The sequence below is a fragment of the Pseudonocardia terrae genome (genome assembly GCF_021343995.1).
In the GTDB taxonomy this organism is placed as follows: Bacteria; Actinomycetota; Actinomycetes; order Mycobacteriales; family Pseudonocardiaceae; genus Pseudonocardia; species Pseudonocardia terrae.
This window is the reverse complement of record NZ_JAJTTE010000014.1, coordinates 98,782-114,530: the sequence shown is the minus strand read 5'-3', so window position 1 is coordinate 114,530 and position 15,749 is coordinate 98,782. Positions and strand designations below refer to the sequence as shown.

Sequence of the window (15,749 nt, the reverse complement as noted above, 5' to 3'; positions counted from 1 at the left end):
CGGCAGCCATCACCCGCACGGCGGATGCGCGCCGCCGGGAACGTTTATCCGCACCCGTGCGTTCAACCCTGTAGAACCCCGGCGGAGGGCCTGGTCCCACTGGCGAACCGCCCGGGTCGCGTTAGGGGAGGAACGTCCATGACAGTGGCACCGACGGTGGATCCCGCACTGGACCCTGCACACACCGGATCCGCGCGCCGGAGCACCGGTAGCGACTCTGCGGCCGCGCCCACCCGGCGCCGCGCGCCGGCTCGCGTTCCCGGCCAGCGTACCTCGTCCTCGCGCTCCGGCGCCGTGAAGAAGTCGGCCCGCGGGCGGACCGCGGCGTCCCCGGCGTCCCCCGAGGCGCCCGAGGAGGTCACGGAGGAGACGGTGGACGAGGTCCGCGAGAGCGGTCGGCCGGAGCTGACCGCCGAGGATCTCGACGCGCAGAGCCCGGCCGCGGACCTGGTCCGCGTCTACCTGAACGGCATCGGCAAGACCGCCCTGCTCACCGCAGCGGAGGAGGTCGACCTCGCCAGGCGGATCGAGGCCGGCGTCTTCGCGACGCACGTGCTCGACACCGCCCGCGCCGAGGGGCGCGAGCTCGACCCGGCGTACGCGCGCGACCTGCGGGCCGTGGTGCGCGACGGCGAGCGGGCCCGCAACCACCTGCTCGAGGCGAACCTGCGCCTGGTCGTCTCGCTGGCCAAGCGCTACACGGGCCGCGGCATGCCGCTGCTCGACCTCATCCAGGAGGGCAACCTGGGCCTCATCCGCGCGGTCGAGAAGTTCGACTACGCGAAGGGCTTCAAGTTCTCGACCTACGCCACGTGGTGGATCCGGCAGGCGATCACCCGCGGCATGGCCGACCAGGCCCGCACCATCCGGCTGCCCGTGCACCTGGTGGAGCAGGTCAACAAGCTGGCCCGGATCAAGCGGGACATGCACCAGCGCCTCGGCCGCGAGGCCACCCACGAGGAGCTGGCCGCCGAGTCCGGCCTGCCCGAGGAGAAGATCGCGGACCTGCTCGACCACGCGCGGGACCCGGTGAGCCTCGACATGCCCGTCGGCAGCGACGAGGAGGCGCCGCTCGGCGACTTCATCGAGGACGACCAGGCGGCCGACGCCGAGAACACGGTCATCTCGCACCTGCTGCACGACGACCTGCGCCGGGTCCTCGGCACGCTGGAGGAGCGCGAGCAGGCGGTGATCCGGATGCGCTACGGCCTCGACGACGGCCAGCCGCGCACGCTGGACCAGATCGGCCGCCGCTTCGGGCTCTCCCGCGAGCGCGTGCGCCAGATCGAGCGCGAGGTCATGGCGAAGCTGCGGGTCGGCGAGCGGGCGGACCGCCTGCGCGCCTACGCCAGCTGAGCAGCCGGCACACGAGAGCCACACACGGGACACGCGGCCCCGCACCCCGATCGGGTGCGGGGCCGCGTCGCGTCCGCGGACGGGGCCGACGCCGTCCCCCGGGCTCCCCTCGAGCGGTGACGCCGCCGGCCGGTGATCATTCTGGGTCCGGCTCGGCACCGCGCCCCGCCGACAGGCGGGCCCGATCGGTGGATCTCGCCCGCCGGGCCGGCGGGGTGTGTCACACCGCCCTCCCGCGAGGCATGGAGATCCGGGCGGCCGCTGCCTAGGCTCGGGGCATGCCGAGTGCGACGGAGACCCCCCAGCCGGTGACCCCCGAGACGATGCGCGACGTGCTGGGGCACTTCGTGTCCGGCGTCGTCGTGATCACCGCGCAGGGACCGGACGCGCCGCTGGGTTTCACCTGCCAGTCGTTCGCCTCGCTGTCGCTCGACCCGCCGCTGATCTCCTTCTCCCCCGCCCGGACCTCCTCCACGTGGCCGCGGATCCGCGAGGTCGGCTCCTTCTGCGTGAACGTGCTCGCCGAGGACCACCAGGAGTACAGCAACGGGTTCGCCCGCTCCGGCACGGACAAGTTCGCCGGCGTCAGGTGGTCCCCCGCCCCCTCCGGCGCCCCCGTGCTCGAGGGCGTGAGCGCCTGGATCGACTGCACGCTGTGGAACGAGTTCGACGGCGGCGACCACACGGTCGTCCTCGGCCGGGTGTCGGACCTCGGCGCCGACGCCAGCCGTCTGCCCCTGCTGTTCTACCGGGGCAACTACGGGCTCACCCCGCCGGTGGCCAGCGAGTCGGAGGAGACCAGCTGACCGTCGTCCCACGGGCCGGGCTGCGCCGGCGGCTGTCGCCGCGGCTGCGGCAGGCCCAGCCGCGCCGGGAGCTCCACGACCGAGACGAGGACGTCGTGGGCGCCCGCCGCGCGTAGCCGCGCGGACGAGTGCGCCCCGCTCTGCACCCCCAACGCCAGCCCGGCGCCCGCCCGCGCCGCGGCGGCCATCCCCGCCGTCGAGTCCGCCACGACCACGCAGTCCGCGGCCTCGGCGTCGACCTCCTTCACCGCCGCCAGCACCAGGTCCGGGTCGGGCCAGCCGCGCCCGCCGACGTCGGCCGGGGCGAACAGCAGGTCGGCCGCCAGGCCCGCGCCTGCGAGGAGCACGTCCCGCGTCTCCGCGCCGACCCCACCCACCAGCGCCACCGTGGTCCCGGCCTCGCGGAGCGCGGTGATCGCCGCGCCCGCGCCCGGCACCTCGCGCACCCGACCCCGCTCGGCCGCGTCCCGCAGGTGGGCCTCGTAGGCGTCGGCCGCGAGCCGCGCCCGGCGCAGGTCGCCGTCGAGCAGGTCGGCGAAGACCCGCAGGACCGGGCGGTCGGTCGTCGCCCGGGCCTGCCGCTGCAGCGCCGGGTACCGCGGGCCGGCGACGGGCACGCCGACCGACACGAGGCCGCGGCGGACCGCGTCGAGCACCAGGCCGCCGTCGGCGATCGTGGTACCGATCAGGTCGAGGACCGCCAGACGCATCGCAGCACTCCATCGCGCCCCGGTGAGCGGTGGGGGGACGGCGGGCGGCGCGCGGGTGAACGGATCACCGCGCCCGGGTGTCCACCTCCTGGTCGGGACCGGGCGCGGGCGGGTCCGGGGCCGCCCCCGCGGCGGTGCGCGCCGCCATCACGCCCAGGCTGAGCAGCAGGCGGTCGCGCGGTTCGGAGATCCGCCGCCCCGTGACCGCCTCGATCCGGCGCATCCGGTAGATCACCGTGTTGCGGTGGCAGAACAGCGCCTGCGCCGCGTGCGTGGGCGAGCCGCCGTGCGCGAGCAGCGCCTCCAAGGTCTCGAGCAGGACGGCGCGGTCGGCCTCGGGGAGGGCGGGGAGGCCGCCGAGCCCGGCGTCGAGGACCCGCGGGAGCAGCTCGGGGCTGTCGGCGAGCAGGGCCTCCGGCAGCCGGTCGTCGAGCACCGCGAGCCCGGGCCCGCTCAGGGTCCGCACTGCGGTCCGGGCCATCCGGTACGCCGCGTCGGCCGCACCGAGGTCGGCGACGGCGGCGGAGAGCCCCACCCGGCCCGCGACCTGCGGCTCCAGGATGCGGGGCACCTCCGCGGCCCGCCGCGCCGACGGCGCGACAAGCCCTACCAGCTCGTCCTCGCGCAGCATCCAGAACGAGGCGATCCGGTGCGCGGACAGGGCCTCGTGCGGGTCCCGCAGGGGGTCGCACCGGGCCCGTTCGATCCCGCCGACCACGCACAGCACCGGACCGCCGGACGGCAGGCCCAGGATCGCCGCGGCGTCGCGCGCGAAGCCCGGGTCGCGGCCCCGGCCGGCCAGCAGCGCGTCGAGCACGGCGCGCCGGCGGCCGAGGTCCTGGCCCCGCATCCGGTGCTCCTCGTGCCGGTAGGCGTCGACGAGCGCGGCGGAGCTGCCGTCGTTGGTGCGCAGGACGAACCCGGCCGCGTCGAGCAGGCCGGCGTCGTGCACGCCGCCGAACCGGGCCCGGGAGGCCTCGCGCAGCGCGTCCCACAGGATCCGGCAGCCGAGCCGGTAGGCGTGCAGCACGGCCTCGAGCGGGACGCCCTGCCGCGCCCGGCTCCGCCCGGTCTCCCGCGTGGTGTCCGCCGGGTCGACCCCCTCGGGCACGACGTCGGCCAGCACCTCGATGCCGCGCAACAGGTTCACCCGACAGGCCTGGCGCAGCTCGTCGACCAGGTCCAGTTCCAGGTAGCAGCGCTCCCGCCGCAGGATCCGCAGGGCGAGCCGGTCCGCGAGGGCGTCGAGCTCGTCGAACAGCGCGGCCCCCAGCACCCGCAGCGCCTCGTCGGAGGCCGGGTCCAGGTCTCGGCCGGCCCGCGGGCGATCGGCGGGGCGGCCCGGGGCGTGCCGCTCCTCGTCGACGGGACGCACCGGATCACTGTGCAACAGGTCACAACGGGCCGTCCACCCATTCGGGCGTTCCGCCCAGCATTCGGACACGGATCCTGGGCGCCGCGCCCATGGCCTTCGCTGGTCGCGGCGCCCAATGTGGTCCCCGACCGAGTGATCCCGCTCACCAGCGGTCACCGGATCCCCGTCGCACCCCGCCCGACCGCCGCAGCCCGGGAGGCCCGCCCGTGACCGCACCCCCCGCCGATCACGCCGCCGACCGCGGTCCGTCCGCCGCCGGGGACGCGGTCCTCTTCGCCGTCGACGACGTCTCGGTGCGGTTCGGTGGGCTCGTCGCCCTGGACCGGGTCTCGCTCGCCGTGCCGCCGCGCGGTGTGCACGGCGTGATCGGCCCCAACGGGGCGGGCAAGACCACGCTGTTCAACGTCTGCTGCGGATTCGTGCGGCCCGACTCCGGCGCTCTGCGCTGGCACGGCGCCCCGGTGCGCCGGCTGCGCCCGCACCAGCTGGCGGGCATGGGGATCGCGCGCACGCTGCAGGGCGTCGGGCTCTTCCGCGGGCTCACCGTGGCCGAGAACGTCATGGTCGGGGCCGACCGGCACCGCCGTGCCGGGTTCCTCTCCGGCCTGCTGGCCCTGCGCCGCTCGGACCGCGACGAGCGGGCGCTGCGCGAGCGCGCCCTCGCCGCGCTCGACGAGCTGGGCGCGGCGCACCACGCCGACCAACTGCCCGGCAGCCTGCCATACCCCGTGCAGAAGCGGGTCGCCTTGGCCCGGGCGCTGGTCGCCGAGCCCGAGCTGCTGCTGCTCGACGAGCCCGCCAGCGGGCTGGGCGGCGACGAGATGGACGAGCTGGGCGCGCTGCTGCGCGAGCTGGCCGGCCGGATGGCCGTGGTGCTGGTCGAGCACCACATGGACCTGGTGATGAGCGTGTGTGACCGGATCACGGTGCTGGACTTCGGGAAGGTGGTCGCGGAGGGCCCGCCCGACGCGGTCCGCGACGATCCCGCCGTCGTCGCGGCCTATCTCGGCGAGGAGGCCCACCGGTGAGCGCCCCGGCCACCACCGCGGCGCTGCGGGTCACCGGGCTGACCGCGGGCTACGGCCCGGTCACCGCGCTCGACGGCGTCGACGTCACGGCCGGGCCGGGCCGCATCACCGCCGTGCTCGGGGCCAACGGCGCCGGCAAGACCACGTTGCTGCGCACCGTCTCCGGCCTGGTGCCCGCCCGGTCCGGGAGCGTGCACGCCGGCGACGTCGACCTCACCGGGGCGGCGCCGGAGCGGATCGCCCGGGCCGGGATCGCGCACGTCCCCGAGGGGCGCGGCGTGATCACCGAGCTCACCGTGGAGGAGAACCTGCGGCTCGGCGCGCTGCTGGGCAAGGCCCGCGGGCGCACCGACACCGCGATCGACGACGTCTACGCGATGTTCCCGCCGCTGGCCGAGCGCCGCCGTCGGGACGCGCACACCCTCTCCGGCGGCGAGCGCCAGATGCTGGTCATCGGGCGTGCGCTGGCCTGCGGACCCGACGTCCTGCTGCTCGACGAGCCGTCGCTGGGTCTGGCGCCGCGGGTCGTCGCCCAGATCTTCGAGCTGCTCCGCGAGCGGGTCGAGGGGTCCCGGCTCGCGGTGCTCCTCGTGGAGCAGAACGCCCGCAGCGCCCTGTCCGTGGCCGACATCGGGGTCGTGCTCAACCTCGGCCGGGTCGTGGCGAGCGCGCCGGCCGCCGAGCTCGCCGCCGACGACGCCCTCCGACACGCCTACCTGGGCTTCTGACCGACCCACACGACCGGGCACGACCGGGAGGAGACCCGTGCTGCAGTTCGTGAACACCCTGCTCACCGGCCTCGGCCAGGGCGCGGTGTACGCCGCGTTCGCACTGGCCCTGGTGCTGATCTGGCGGTCGACCCGGGTGGTGAACTTCGCCCAGGGCGCGATGGCCGCCTTCACCACGTACCTGGCGCTGCTGGTCGTCGAGTCGACCGGGAGCTGGTGGGTCGGGCTGCTCGTGGCCCTCGCCTCCGGCCTGGTGCTGGGCGCCGGCGTCGAGCGCGTGGTGGTGCGCCGGGTCGGGCCGCACAACGAACTGGGCGCGGTGATCGTGACCCTCGGCCTGTTCGTGGCGCTGCAGGCGCTGGCCTCGATCCTCTTCGGCGCCCAGTTCCGGTCCTTCCCGGCCCCGGCCGGGCTCGAGGGCTTCTCCCGCGGCGGCGTGACGATCGCGCTCACCCCGAGCATGCTGATCACCGTCGGCGCGGTCGCCGTGGTCCTGCTCGGGCTGGTCGCGCTGTTCCGGTTCACCGACGTCGGCCTGCGGATGCGCGCGTCGGCGTTCGACGGCGAGGTGGCTCGGCTGCTCGGCGTACCGGTCGGCCGGATGCTCACCCTCGGCTGGGCGCTGGCCGCGCTCGTCGGCTCGCTCGCCGGCGTGCTGATCGCGGGCGGCAGCCTGGTCTGGCCGGCCTACATGGACACCGTGATCGTCAACGGCTTCGTGGCGGCGGTGCTCGGCGGGCTCGACTCCCCCGGCGGCGCCGTGGTCGGCGGGCTGGCCATGGGCGTGATCCTGGCGCTGGTCACCGGCTACGTCGGCAGTGACCTGGTCCCGCTGGCCGCGCTCGCCGTCCTGGTTGCCGTGCTGCTGGTCCGGCCGCAGGGCCTGTTCGCCCGCACCGCGGCGCGGAGGGTCTGATGGCCGCGCCGGTACGCCCCACCGAGCAGGCGGGCACCGCGTCCCGCTCCGGACGGGAACCGGGCCGGTGGGCGGGGCTCGCGGCGCGGTTCCGGCCGAAGGCGACCTTCGCCCGGCACGCCGCACTGGCGCTGCTGGCCCTGGTCGTCGTGGTGCTGGTGCTGGAGCTGACCGGGCCGTTCCGGAACTCCCAGTTCGCCACGATGTCGTACTACGCGATCGCCGTGGCCGGGTTGACCGTGCTCACCGGGCTCAACGGGCAGATCTCCCTGGGCCACGGCGCGCTGATGGCCGTCGGCGCCTACACGGCCGGCCTGCTGCTGCCCGCCGACATCCCACTGCTGGTGGTGCTGGTGATCGCGGCGGGCATCACCGCACTGGTCGGCGTGCTCGTCGGCGCCGCGGCCGCCCGGCTCAAGGGCCCGTACCTGGCCGGCGCCACCCTGGCGTTCGCCGTCGCCTTGCCCGGGCTCGCGATCCATTTCGACGAGGCGCTCGGCGGCGAGCAGGGCCTGCCGGTCCCCTCCCCGCGAGCGCCGGACTGGTTCGCCGACGCCGTGTACTTCCTGTCCGCCAACGAGACCAGCAGCGCCAAGTACCTCGCCTACGTCGGCTGGGTGGTCGCGATCGTGGCGTTCCTGCTGCTCGCCAACCTGACGGCGAGCCGGATCGGCCGGATCTGGAAGGCCGTGCGCGACGACGAGGTGGCCGCCGAGCTGGCCGGCGTCCGGCTGAGCCGGGTACGGGTGCTGGCCTTCACGGTCAGCGCGGCGTGCGCCGGGCTCGCGGGCGGCGTGCTCGGCGTCGTGGTCCGCCTCGCCGCGCCGACCGGGTTCACGATCGTGCTGTCGATCTCGCTGCTCACGGCGGTCGTCCTGGGCGGGCTCGGCAGCCTCCTCGGCGCCGTCCTGGGCAGCGCACTGCTGGTGTTCCTGCCGCCCGCGGTGACCAACCTCGGCACCTCGGCCGGGCTCACCGACGTGCAGGCCGCGCAACTGGCGCCCTTCGTCTACGGCGCGGTGCTCATTCTCGTCATCCTGCTCGCGCCCGGCGGCGTGGTGGGGACCGTGCGGGCCCGGTGGCGCGCACGCACGACCGCTCCGGCCGGCGCGCCGGAGGAAAGGACAGGGAGGTCCTGATGCGCAGATCGAGGCGGGTACGGGTGCTGGCGGCCCTCGCCCTCGGCGCCGTCCTGGCGCTCGCGGGGTGCGGGGCGGGCGGCCGGCCGGACTCCGGCTCGGGCGGCGGAGGATCGGGCGGGGGTTCGACGATCGGCATCACCGCCGACTCGGTCAAGGTGGGCTCGCACTTCCCGCTCACCGGCGTCGCCGCCCCGGGCTACAGCGAGATCCCGACCGGGACCAAGGCCTACTTCGACTGGGTCAACGCGCACGGCGGCGTCAACGGCCGGAAGATCGACTACGTCTTCCGCGACGACGCCTACAACCCCACCCAGACCAGCCAGGTCGTCAACGAGCTGGTGCTGCAGGACCAGGTCTTCGCGATCCTGGGCGGGCTGGGCACCCCGACCCACGGCGCGGTGCTGGACTCCCTCAACGCCGAGGGCGTGCCCGACCTCTTCGTCTCCTCCGGCTCGCTGCTGTGGGACCGGCCCCAGAAGTACCCGATGACCTTCGGCTGGCAGCCGGACTACGAGATCGAGGCGAAGATCCTCGCCGACCACGTCGCGACGACCTTCCCGCAGGCCAAGGTCGGCCTGTTCCTGCAGAACGACGACGTCGGCGAGGACGCCGAGCGGGGCATCCGCCGGTACCTGGACAAGCAGATCGTGTCCGTGCAGCGCTACACCCCGGGCAACACTGACATCGGGCCGCAGATGTCCGCGCTGCAGGCGGCGGACGCCGATCTCGTCATCGGCTTCAACGTGCCCTCCTACACGGCGCTGACGCAGCTGCAGGGCCTGAAGCTGAACTACAAGCCGCAGTGGGTGTACAGCAACATCGGCGCGGACCCCGTGCTCGTCGGGTCGCTGCTCGGGCGGTTCTCGCAGGGGCAGGTGACCGACACGGCCCTGCTCGACGGGATGATCACCGACGAGTACCTGCCGCGCGCCGACAACCCGTCGGACGCGTGGACCGCACAGTTCGACGCGATCTGGAAGGCGCACGGCGACGGCGGGGCCCTCACCAACTTCCGGATCTTCGGGATGTCGCAGGGCTACGCGTTCGTCCAGGCGCTGCTCGCCGCCGGGCCGAACCCGACCCGCGAGGGGCTGGTCGAGGCGATCGAGAAGGGCGGCACGCAGTTCGCGGGCCCGTGGGCCGCGCCGTACCGGTTCACCGCGGACAAGCACAGCGGCATCTCCGGCGCGAAGGTCGTCCGGGTGACCGGCGACAGCACCGCGGCACTGGGCCCGGTCCGGGTCACGAACAACGGCGACGCCCCGATCACCGACGCGACGGCCGGGGAGACCCCCGTGCCGCCCAACGGGATTCCGGCGGCTCCGGGCGGGACCTGACAGCCGGGACGCGAGGGGCCGGCCGGGGCACGTCCCGGCCGGCCCGTCACGGGTTCGGCCAGCTGTTCTGCGTGCAGCCCTGCAGGCCGAGGGTCTGTTGCTGCATGACGGGCGCGGGCATGCCCGGCCCCGGGCAGGTGACGTGCCCGTACCCCAGCGCGTGCCCCACCTCGTGGTTCACCAGGTACTGACGGTAGCCGGTGGGGTTGTCGGCGTACTCCGCCGTCGCGTCCACCCAGCGGCGGAAGTTCAGCACCACCAGGTCCTGGTTGCGGCAGGACACCTCGCCCGCCGTGTCGAGCGGGGCACACAGCCGGTTCGTGGTGCCCGGGGTGGCGAGCAGCAGGTGGATGGACGCCTCCCCGTCCGTGCGGGCGAAGGACATCACGCCGCCCGCGCCCCAGCCCCGCGGGTCGTTCAGGGTGGTCATCACGAAGGCTGCGAACTCCCCCGCATCGACGGGGAGACCAGACTCGACCGCCACGCTCAGCGTGCGGACCGGGCCGGGCCCCGGCGCCGGGGTCGAGCCGGGCACCACCACGAGGTCGCCGTCCCCGTCGGGGGGCACGTCCCGCCCGGTCAGGCCGGCCAGGACGTCGTCCGCGGAGAGGACGGGGGCGGCCGCGCCGGCGCTCGGCAGCGGCGCGCTCTGTGCCGCGAACGCGGCTGCGGGGGGCGGAGCCGGCGTGGGGGGTGCGGAGACCGGTGGGGTGCGGTCGCCGGGGTTCGCGGCCAGCTGGTCCACACCCTGCTGGGAGCAGGCCGGGAGCAGGCAGGCGGACAGGCACAGGAGCGCCGCCACCCGTCCGCTCCGCGTGCGGGCGGTCGGGGCGCAGGCCGCTCCGGGTGATGGCACGGCGGCGAGCCTGCCACCAGCCGGCCCCGGGCGCCGCACCCTTCACCGCCTGGTCGCAAGACCGTGATCGACGGCGGCGAGCGGCCGGGTCAGGCGGCGTCCGGGACCTCGTCGTACTCGGCCATGACCCGCAGTGCGGCGTCCGGGTAGTCGGCGACCAGCCGCTCCACCAGGTCCTCGCGCCCCTCCTCGACGGCGGAGTTCACCGCCGAGACGTACTCGTCGTGCAGCAGCCGCAGCCGCGCACGCACGCGCTCACTCATCTCACTTCTCCGATTCTTGAACGTTCCAGCACGGTCCACCGGTGACAACGGCGGCGGCGCCGGGGGTGTTTCAGAAACCGGACCAGCTCACATCGTCAGATCTGAGGAACTCCGGCGACGGCGTCCGACCAGCCGACGGCCGGCACGACGTGCCGCACGATCGTCTCGAGGAGGTGCGCGTTGTACTCCACGCCCAACTGGCGCCGAGCTGCAGCCGCCCACCGCTGATCAGGTCCGTGGCCGCGGCCTCCTCCGCCATGTACAGCGGGTTCTCGTACCGCATGTCGATCACGCCGGCGCCGATCTCGATCCGGCTGGTGCGGGCGGCGATCGCGGACAGCAGCGGGAACGGCGAGGCCAGCTGCCGTTCGAAGTGGTGCACGCGGACGTACGCCCCGTCGACGCCGAGCTCCTCGGCGGCCTGTGCCAGCTCCACCGTCTGCAGCAGGGCGTCGGCGGCAGAGCGGGTTCGCGACCCGGGCGCGTCCTGCCAGTGCCCGAACGACAGGAACCCGATCTTCTTCGTCATGCCCCGGGCAACGCTGGTTGCGCGTTCAACCTTCCCGCGTCAGCTGGTGAGGTTGAGCTCGAACGAGTAGCGGCTCGCGCGGTACAGGTGCGAGCCGTACTCGACGGCCTTGCCCGCGGCGTCCCAGGCGGTGCGGGTCATGGTGAGCAGCGGGGCGCCGCGCGCCTCGTCGAGGATGCGCGCCTCCCCCGCGCTCGCCGTGCGCGCCCCGACGACCTGGTTCGCCATGCGCGGCACGTGCCCCGCGCCGCGGAGCAGGTCGTAGAGCCCGTTGCGCTCCAGGTCCTCCCGGTGCAGCCGGAGCACGTCGAGGGGCACGGCGTTGTGCATGAGCGCCAACGGCTCGTCGCCGGCGAAACGCAGCCGCTCGATCCAGGTGACCTCGGCGCCGAAGGGGATCCCGAGGGCCTCCGCGATCTGGTCCGGCGCGGGCCGTACCTCGAACTCACGGATCTCGGTGCGGGGCGCCTGCCCGCTCTTGAGCAGGTCGTCGTAGAGGCTCGTGAGCTCGACGGGCCGGCGGACCTTGGGGTGCACGACCTGGGTCCCCACGCCGCGCTTGCGCACGAGCATCCCGCGTTCGACCAGGTAGGAGATGGCGCGGCGCATGGTCGGCCGGGAGACCCCGAGCCGGTCGGCCAGCTCGACCTCGTTCTCCAGCCGGGAGCCGACGGGGATGTCGCCCTCCTCGATCTGCTGCTGCAGCCTCGTCGCGACCTGGTAGTAGAGCGGCACGGGACTCGTCCGGTCGAGGGTGACGTCCGGGACCAACGCTCCGTTCGCCTGTCGGTCCACGCCCCACCGCTCCTTTCCATGTCCTGACAAAATATGTCAGGACAAACCATTGACGTACAGCCTTGACGAGCGTACACCTATGGCGGTGTTCGGAGTCACAACGAATTCGATCACCCGCCCGGCAACGGTTGCCGGGCGTCGCCTGGTGGAGGGGACACGTGGCACTGCCGCTCGTGAGTCTCGGTGCGTGAGGCCGTCCTCTCCCGTCCCGGCGTCAACGGCGTGCTCGGCACGCCGGACGTGCTGGAGGACCTCCTCCTGCTGGGCGCCCTCGACGACAAGGTCGTCGTCGGCTCGATGAACCGCGGGGGCCTCGCCGGCACCGCCTTCGAGCTCGACGACCGGTTCACCGCCTACGACCCCGCGAGCATCGCCGCCGCCGGGTTCGAGGGCGGCAAGATGCTCCTGCGGATCGACGCCGACGACGCCTCCAGCGTCGCCACGCTCGAGTCCTGCGGGCGTGCGGTGTCCGGCCTCGCCGGGCGCCGCCTGATGGCCATGGTCGAGCCGTTCCTGTCCCGCCGTATCGACGGACGGGTCCGCAACGAACTGACCATGGAGGCGATGACCCGGGCGATGACCGTCGCCGCGGGCCTGGGCACCACGTCGGCCTACACCTGGCTGAAGGTGCCGATCATCGGGGACGGCGGGGAGGACATGGCACGTGCGATGGCGGCGACCACGCTCCCCGCGGTGATCCTCGGCGGCGAGGTGGCGGCCGACCAGGCGGCCACCTTCGCGACCTGGAGCAAGGCGCTCGCCCTGCCCACCGTGCAGGGGCTGGTCGTCGGCCGGTCCCTGTTGTACCCACCGGATGACGACGTCTCGGGGGCCGTCGACGCCGCGGTCCGGTTGCTGTAGAAGCACCACACCACTCACCGATGAGTAGTTCGGGAAGGACAAGGATGTTCCGATCAAGCAAGCGGGTCGTCGCCCTCGTGGCGACCCTCGCGGGGGCGGCCCTCATCGCGGCCGGTTGCAGCAGCCAGGGCGGTGCCCAGAACAATGCGACCGCGGCCACGAGCCAGCGCTTCACGATCGCGATGATCACGCACGAGCAGCCGGGCGACTCGTTCTGGGACAAGATCCGGGCGGGCGCGCAGCAGGCGGCCAGCGAGCTCAACGTCGACCTGAAGTACTCGAACAACAACGACGCGGGTCAGCAGGCCACTCTGGTCCAGAACGCCATCGACTCCAAGGTCAACGGCATCGCCGTCACCCTCGCCTACGCCGACCAGGTCGGCCCGGCGGCCGAGAAGGCCGTGAAGGCCGGCATCCCGACGGTCGCGTTCAACTCGGGCATCAACGAGTACCAGAAGTACGACATCCCGATGTACTTCGGCTCGGACGAGGACCTGGCCGGCCAGACCGCCGGCCAGCGCATCGCGCAGAGCGGCGGCGGCAAGGCCCTCTGCGTCGTCCAGGAGCAGGGCTCGGTGGCCCTGGAGGCGCGCTGCGCCGGCGTCAAGAAGAGCCTCCCGAACACCGAGAACCTGCAGGTCAACGGCGCCGACCTGCCCTCGGTCCAGCAGACCATCGCGGCCAAGCTCCAGCAGGACCCGTCGATCACCGACGTCGTCACCCTCGGCGCGCCGATCGCCCTCGCCGCGCTGCAGGCCAAGACCGACTCCGGCAGCCAGGCCAAGGTCGTGACCTTCGACCTCAACGCCGACGTGGCCAAGGCCATCCAGAACGGCCAGATCCAGTTCTCCATCGACCAGCAGCCCTACGTCCAGGGCTACATGGCCGTCCAGTCGCTGTGGCTGAACCTGACCAACGGCAACGACCTCGGCGGCGGCAAGCCGGTGCTCACCGGCCCGTCCTTCGTCGACAACACGAACATCAGCAAGATCGCCGAGTACGCGGCGAAGAACACCCGCTGACCCGATCCGTCCGTGGGGGCCGCCGCCCGGCGGCCCCCACGGACGGGACCCGACCCAGGAGCGTCCAGCGATGAGCTCACCAGTCGCGACCCCGCCGTCGCCCCCGTCCACGCCGTCCACCGGCACCGAGCCCGTGCGCGTGCAGCGTTCCCTCGGCGCGCGCATCCTCTCCCGGCCCGAGGTCGGCTCCCTCGCCGCGGCGATCGCGATCTTCGTGTTCTTCTTCGCGATCGCCCCGCCCTTCCGCACCGCGGAAGCCTTCTCCACGATCCTCTACTCCGCCTCCACCATCGGCATCGTCGCCCTCGGCGTGGCGCTGCTGATGATCGGCGGCGAGTTCGACCTGTCGTCCGGCGTCCAGGTCACCACGGCCGCCCTGGCCTCGTCGATGATCAGCTACCAGTTCTCGCTCAACGCCTGGGTCGGCGCCGTGGCGTCCCTGGTCATCGCGCTGGCCATCGGCTTCCTCAACGGCTGGCTGCTGATCAAGACCAAGCTGCCCAGCTTCCTGATCACCCTGTCGACCTTCTTCATGCTCCAGGGCATCAACCTCGGCGTCACCAAGCTGCTCACCGGCGCCGTGGCCACCAACAACATCTCCGAGCTCGACGGGTTCGACTCGGCCAAGGCCATCTTCGCCGCCGACGTCGACCTCGGCTTCGTCAGCGTCAAGGCCTCGGTGTTCTGGTGGATCCTGTTCACCCTGGTCGCCACCTGGATCCTGCTGCGCACCCGCACCGGCAACTGGATCTTCGCCGTCGGCGGCAACCAGGACTCCGCCCGCGCGGTCGGTGTCCCGGTCGCCAAGGTCAAGATCGGGCTGTTCATGGGCGTCGCGTTCTGCGCCTGGTTCCTCGGCCAGCACCTGCTGTTCAACTTCTCCACCGTGCAGGCCGGCCTCGGCGTCGGCAACGAGCTGATCTACATCGTGGCCGCGGTCGTCGGCGGCGCGCTGCTCACCGGCGGCTACGGCTCGGCGATCGGCGCGGCGATCGGCGCGTTCATCTTCGGCATGACCACCCAGGGCATCGTCTACGCCGGCTGGGACCCCAACTGGTTCAAGACCTTCCTGGGCGTCATGCTCCTGCTCGCGGTCCTGCTCAACCTGTACGTCAAGAACTCCGCCTCGCGGCGCAAGTAGGGATGTGACCGGGAATGACCGACACGATCATCGAACACGCCGACCACAGCCTCGAGGTCGGCACCCCCCTGGTCGAGATGGAGGGCGTCGGCAAGACCTACGGCGCCATCCGCGCCCTGGAGGGGGTCAACCTGACCGTCAACGCCGGCGAGGTCACCTGCGTGCTCGGCGACAACGGCGCCGGCAAGTCCACCCTCATCAAGATCATCTCGGGCCTGCACCCGCACACCGAGGGCACGGTCAAGGTCGACGGCAAGGAGGTGCACTTCGGCAGCCCCCGCGAGTCCCTGGACCACGGCATCGCCACCGTCTACCAGGACCTCGCCGTCGTCGGGCTGATGGAGGTCTGGCGCAACTTCTTCCTCGGCTCCGAGCTGCGCAAGGGCCGCTGGCCCGGCGCCCCGCTCGACATCACCGCGATGCGCGAGATCGCCGACTCCGAGCTGAAGAAGATGGGCATCTTCGTCAAGGACATCAACCAGCCCATCGGCACCCTGTCCGGCGGGCAGCGCCAATGTGTCGCGATCGCCCGCGCCGTGTACTTCGGGGCCCGGGTGCTGATCCTCGACGAGCCCACCGCCGCGCTCGGGGTCAAGCAGTCCGGCGTGGTGCTCAAGTACACCGCCGCCGCCCGCGACGCCGGCCTGGGCGTCGTGTTCATCACCCACAACCCGCACCACGCCTACATGGTCGGCGACCACTTCATCATCCTGAAGCTGGGCCGCCGGGTGCTGGACAGGAAGCGCTCCGAGGTCTCCCTCGAGGAGCTGACCGCCGAGATGGCCGGCGGCCAGGAGCTCGCGGAGCTCGCCCACGAGCTCAAGCGCTGACCGCGCGCGTCCCCGGCCGGTCCCCGCACCACGGGGACCGGCCGTACGCGTGTG

Annotated in this window: 15 protein-coding genes and 2 pseudogenes; 11 read left to right on the top strand and 6 right to left on the bottom strand. The window is 73.3% G+C overall.

From position 1 onward, the window contains the following. Nucleotides 1-294: 294 nt before the first annotated feature. Nucleotides 295-1,356, top strand: coding sequence for a sigma-70 family RNA polymerase sigma factor (locus LWC33_RS12025; protein WP_372476595.1), 1,062 nt, complete (start codon nt 295-297; stop codon nt 1,354-1,356). 278 nt (nt 1,357-1,634) lie between these two features. Continuing rightward, on the top strand, nt 1,635-2,162 hold the full coding sequence (locus LWC33_RS12020; protein ID WP_233304376.1) for a flavin reductase family protein: 528 nt from the start codon (nt 1,635-1,637) through the stop codon (nt 2,160-2,162). Here the strand turns inward: LWC33_RS12020 and LWC33_RS12015 are convergent. Continuing rightward, nucleotides 2,114-2,872 carry an HAD family hydrolase gene (locus tag LWC33_RS12015; RefSeq protein ID WP_233304375.1) on the bottom strand — a complete coding sequence of 253 codons (759 nt, stop codon included), beginning with the start codon at nt 2,870-2,872 and terminating at the stop codon, nt 2,114-2,116. The genes LWC33_RS12020 and LWC33_RS12015 overlap by 49 nt on opposite strands. 64 nt (nt 2,873-2,936) lie before the next feature. Then, entirely contained in the window at nt 2,937-4,247 is a 1,311-nt protein-coding gene (locus LWC33_RS12010; RefSeq protein WP_233304374.1) for a PucR family transcriptional regulator, read from the bottom strand. A gap of 206 nt (nt 4,248-4,453) precedes the next feature. Between LWC33_RS12010 and LWC33_RS12005 the strand changes: the two genes are divergently transcribed. From LWC33_RS12005 to LWC33_RS11985, 5 genes are read left to right on the top strand one after another with little or no spacing between them, the layout of a single operon-like run. Further along, nucleotides 4,454-5,275 (top strand): ABC transporter ATP-binding protein, encoded by an 822-nt coding sequence (locus LWC33_RS12005; protein ID WP_372476594.1) that lies wholly within the window; start codon nt 4,454-4,456, stop codon nt 5,273-5,275. Continuing rightward, nucleotides 5,272-6,003: an ABC transporter ATP-binding protein gene (locus LWC33_RS12000; protein ID WP_233304373.1), complete on the top strand. Its 732-nt coding sequence runs from the start codon at nt 5,272-5,274 to the stop codon at nt 6,001-6,003. The genes LWC33_RS12005 and LWC33_RS12000 overlap by 4 nt, the downstream gene beginning before the upstream one ends. 37 nt (nt 6,004-6,040) lie before the next feature. Next, nucleotides 6,041-6,919, top strand: coding sequence for a branched-chain amino acid ABC transporter permease (locus LWC33_RS11995; protein WP_233304372.1), 879 nt, complete (start codon nt 6,041-6,043; stop codon nt 6,917-6,919). After that, nucleotides 6,919-8,058: a branched-chain amino acid ABC transporter permease gene (locus tag LWC33_RS11990; RefSeq protein ID WP_233304371.1), complete on the top strand. Its 1,140-nt coding sequence runs from the start codon at nt 6,919-6,921 to the stop codon at nt 8,056-8,058. The genes LWC33_RS11995 and LWC33_RS11990 overlap by 1 nt, the downstream gene beginning before the upstream one ends. Continuing rightward, a complete protein-coding gene (locus LWC33_RS11985; protein WP_233304370.1) occupies nt 8,058-9,398 on the top strand; it encodes an ABC transporter substrate-binding protein in 1,341 nt (446 codons plus the stop codon). Before LWC33_RS11990 ends, LWC33_RS11985 begins: the two co-directional genes overlap by 1 nt. Before the next feature lie 46 nt (nt 9,399-9,444). Here LWC33_RS11985 and LWC33_RS11980 read toward each other — a convergent pair whose 3' ends face one another. From LWC33_RS11980 to LWC33_RS11965, 4 genes and pseudogenes are all read right to left on the bottom strand, one after another. After that, nucleotides 9,445-10,200 carry a DUF3152 domain-containing protein gene (locus tag LWC33_RS11980; RefSeq protein WP_233304369.1) on the bottom strand — a complete coding sequence of 252 codons (756 nt, stop codon included), beginning with the start codon at nt 10,198-10,200 and terminating at the stop codon, nt 9,445-9,447. Nucleotides 10,201-10,343: 143 nt separating this feature from the next. Next, nucleotides 10,344-10,517 carry a hypothetical protein gene (locus tag LWC33_RS11975; protein WP_233304368.1) on the bottom strand — a complete coding sequence of 58 codons (174 nt, stop codon included), beginning with the start codon at nt 10,515-10,517 and terminating at the stop codon, nt 10,344-10,346. Between the two features lie 196 nt (nt 10,518-10,713). Next, a pseudogene (locus LWC33_RS11970) lies at nt 10,714-11,046 on the bottom strand (LLM class flavin-dependent oxidoreductase); the annotation flags it as partial. Nucleotides 11,047-11,085: 39 nt separating this feature from the next. Next, nucleotides 11,086-11,841 (bottom strand): GntR family transcriptional regulator, encoded by a 756-nt coding sequence (locus LWC33_RS11965; RefSeq protein WP_308190933.1) that lies wholly within the window; start codon nt 11,839-11,841, stop codon nt 11,086-11,088. Nucleotides 11,842-12,039: 198 nt separating this feature from the next. Between LWC33_RS11965 and LWC33_RS11960 the strand changes: the two are divergent. The 4 genes and pseudogenes from LWC33_RS11960 to LWC33_RS11945 form a co-directional block, all read left to right on the top strand. Continuing rightward, nucleotides 12,040-12,702: pseudogene (locus LWC33_RS11960) on the top strand (Cgl0159 family (beta/alpha)8-fold protein); the annotation flags it as partial. A 44-nt stretch (nt 12,703-12,746) separates the two neighbouring features. After that, nucleotides 12,747-13,724, top strand: coding sequence for a substrate-binding domain-containing protein (locus LWC33_RS11955; protein ID WP_233304367.1), 978 nt, complete (start codon nt 12,747-12,749; stop codon nt 13,722-13,724). A 70-nt stretch (nt 13,725-13,794) separates the two neighbouring features. Continuing rightward, the gene (locus LWC33_RS11950; protein WP_233304366.1) at nt 13,795-14,865 is read left to right on the top strand and encodes an ABC transporter permease; all 1,071 of its coding nucleotides are present in this window, start codon (nt 13,795-13,797) and stop codon (nt 14,863-14,865) included. 14 nt (nt 14,866-14,879) lie between these two features. Further along, on the top strand, nt 14,880-15,695 hold the full coding sequence (locus LWC33_RS11945; protein ID WP_233304365.1) for an ATP-binding cassette domain-containing protein: 816 nt from the start codon (nt 14,880-14,882) through the stop codon (nt 15,693-15,695). The last annotated feature ends 54 nt before the right edge of the window (nt 15,696-15,749 follow it).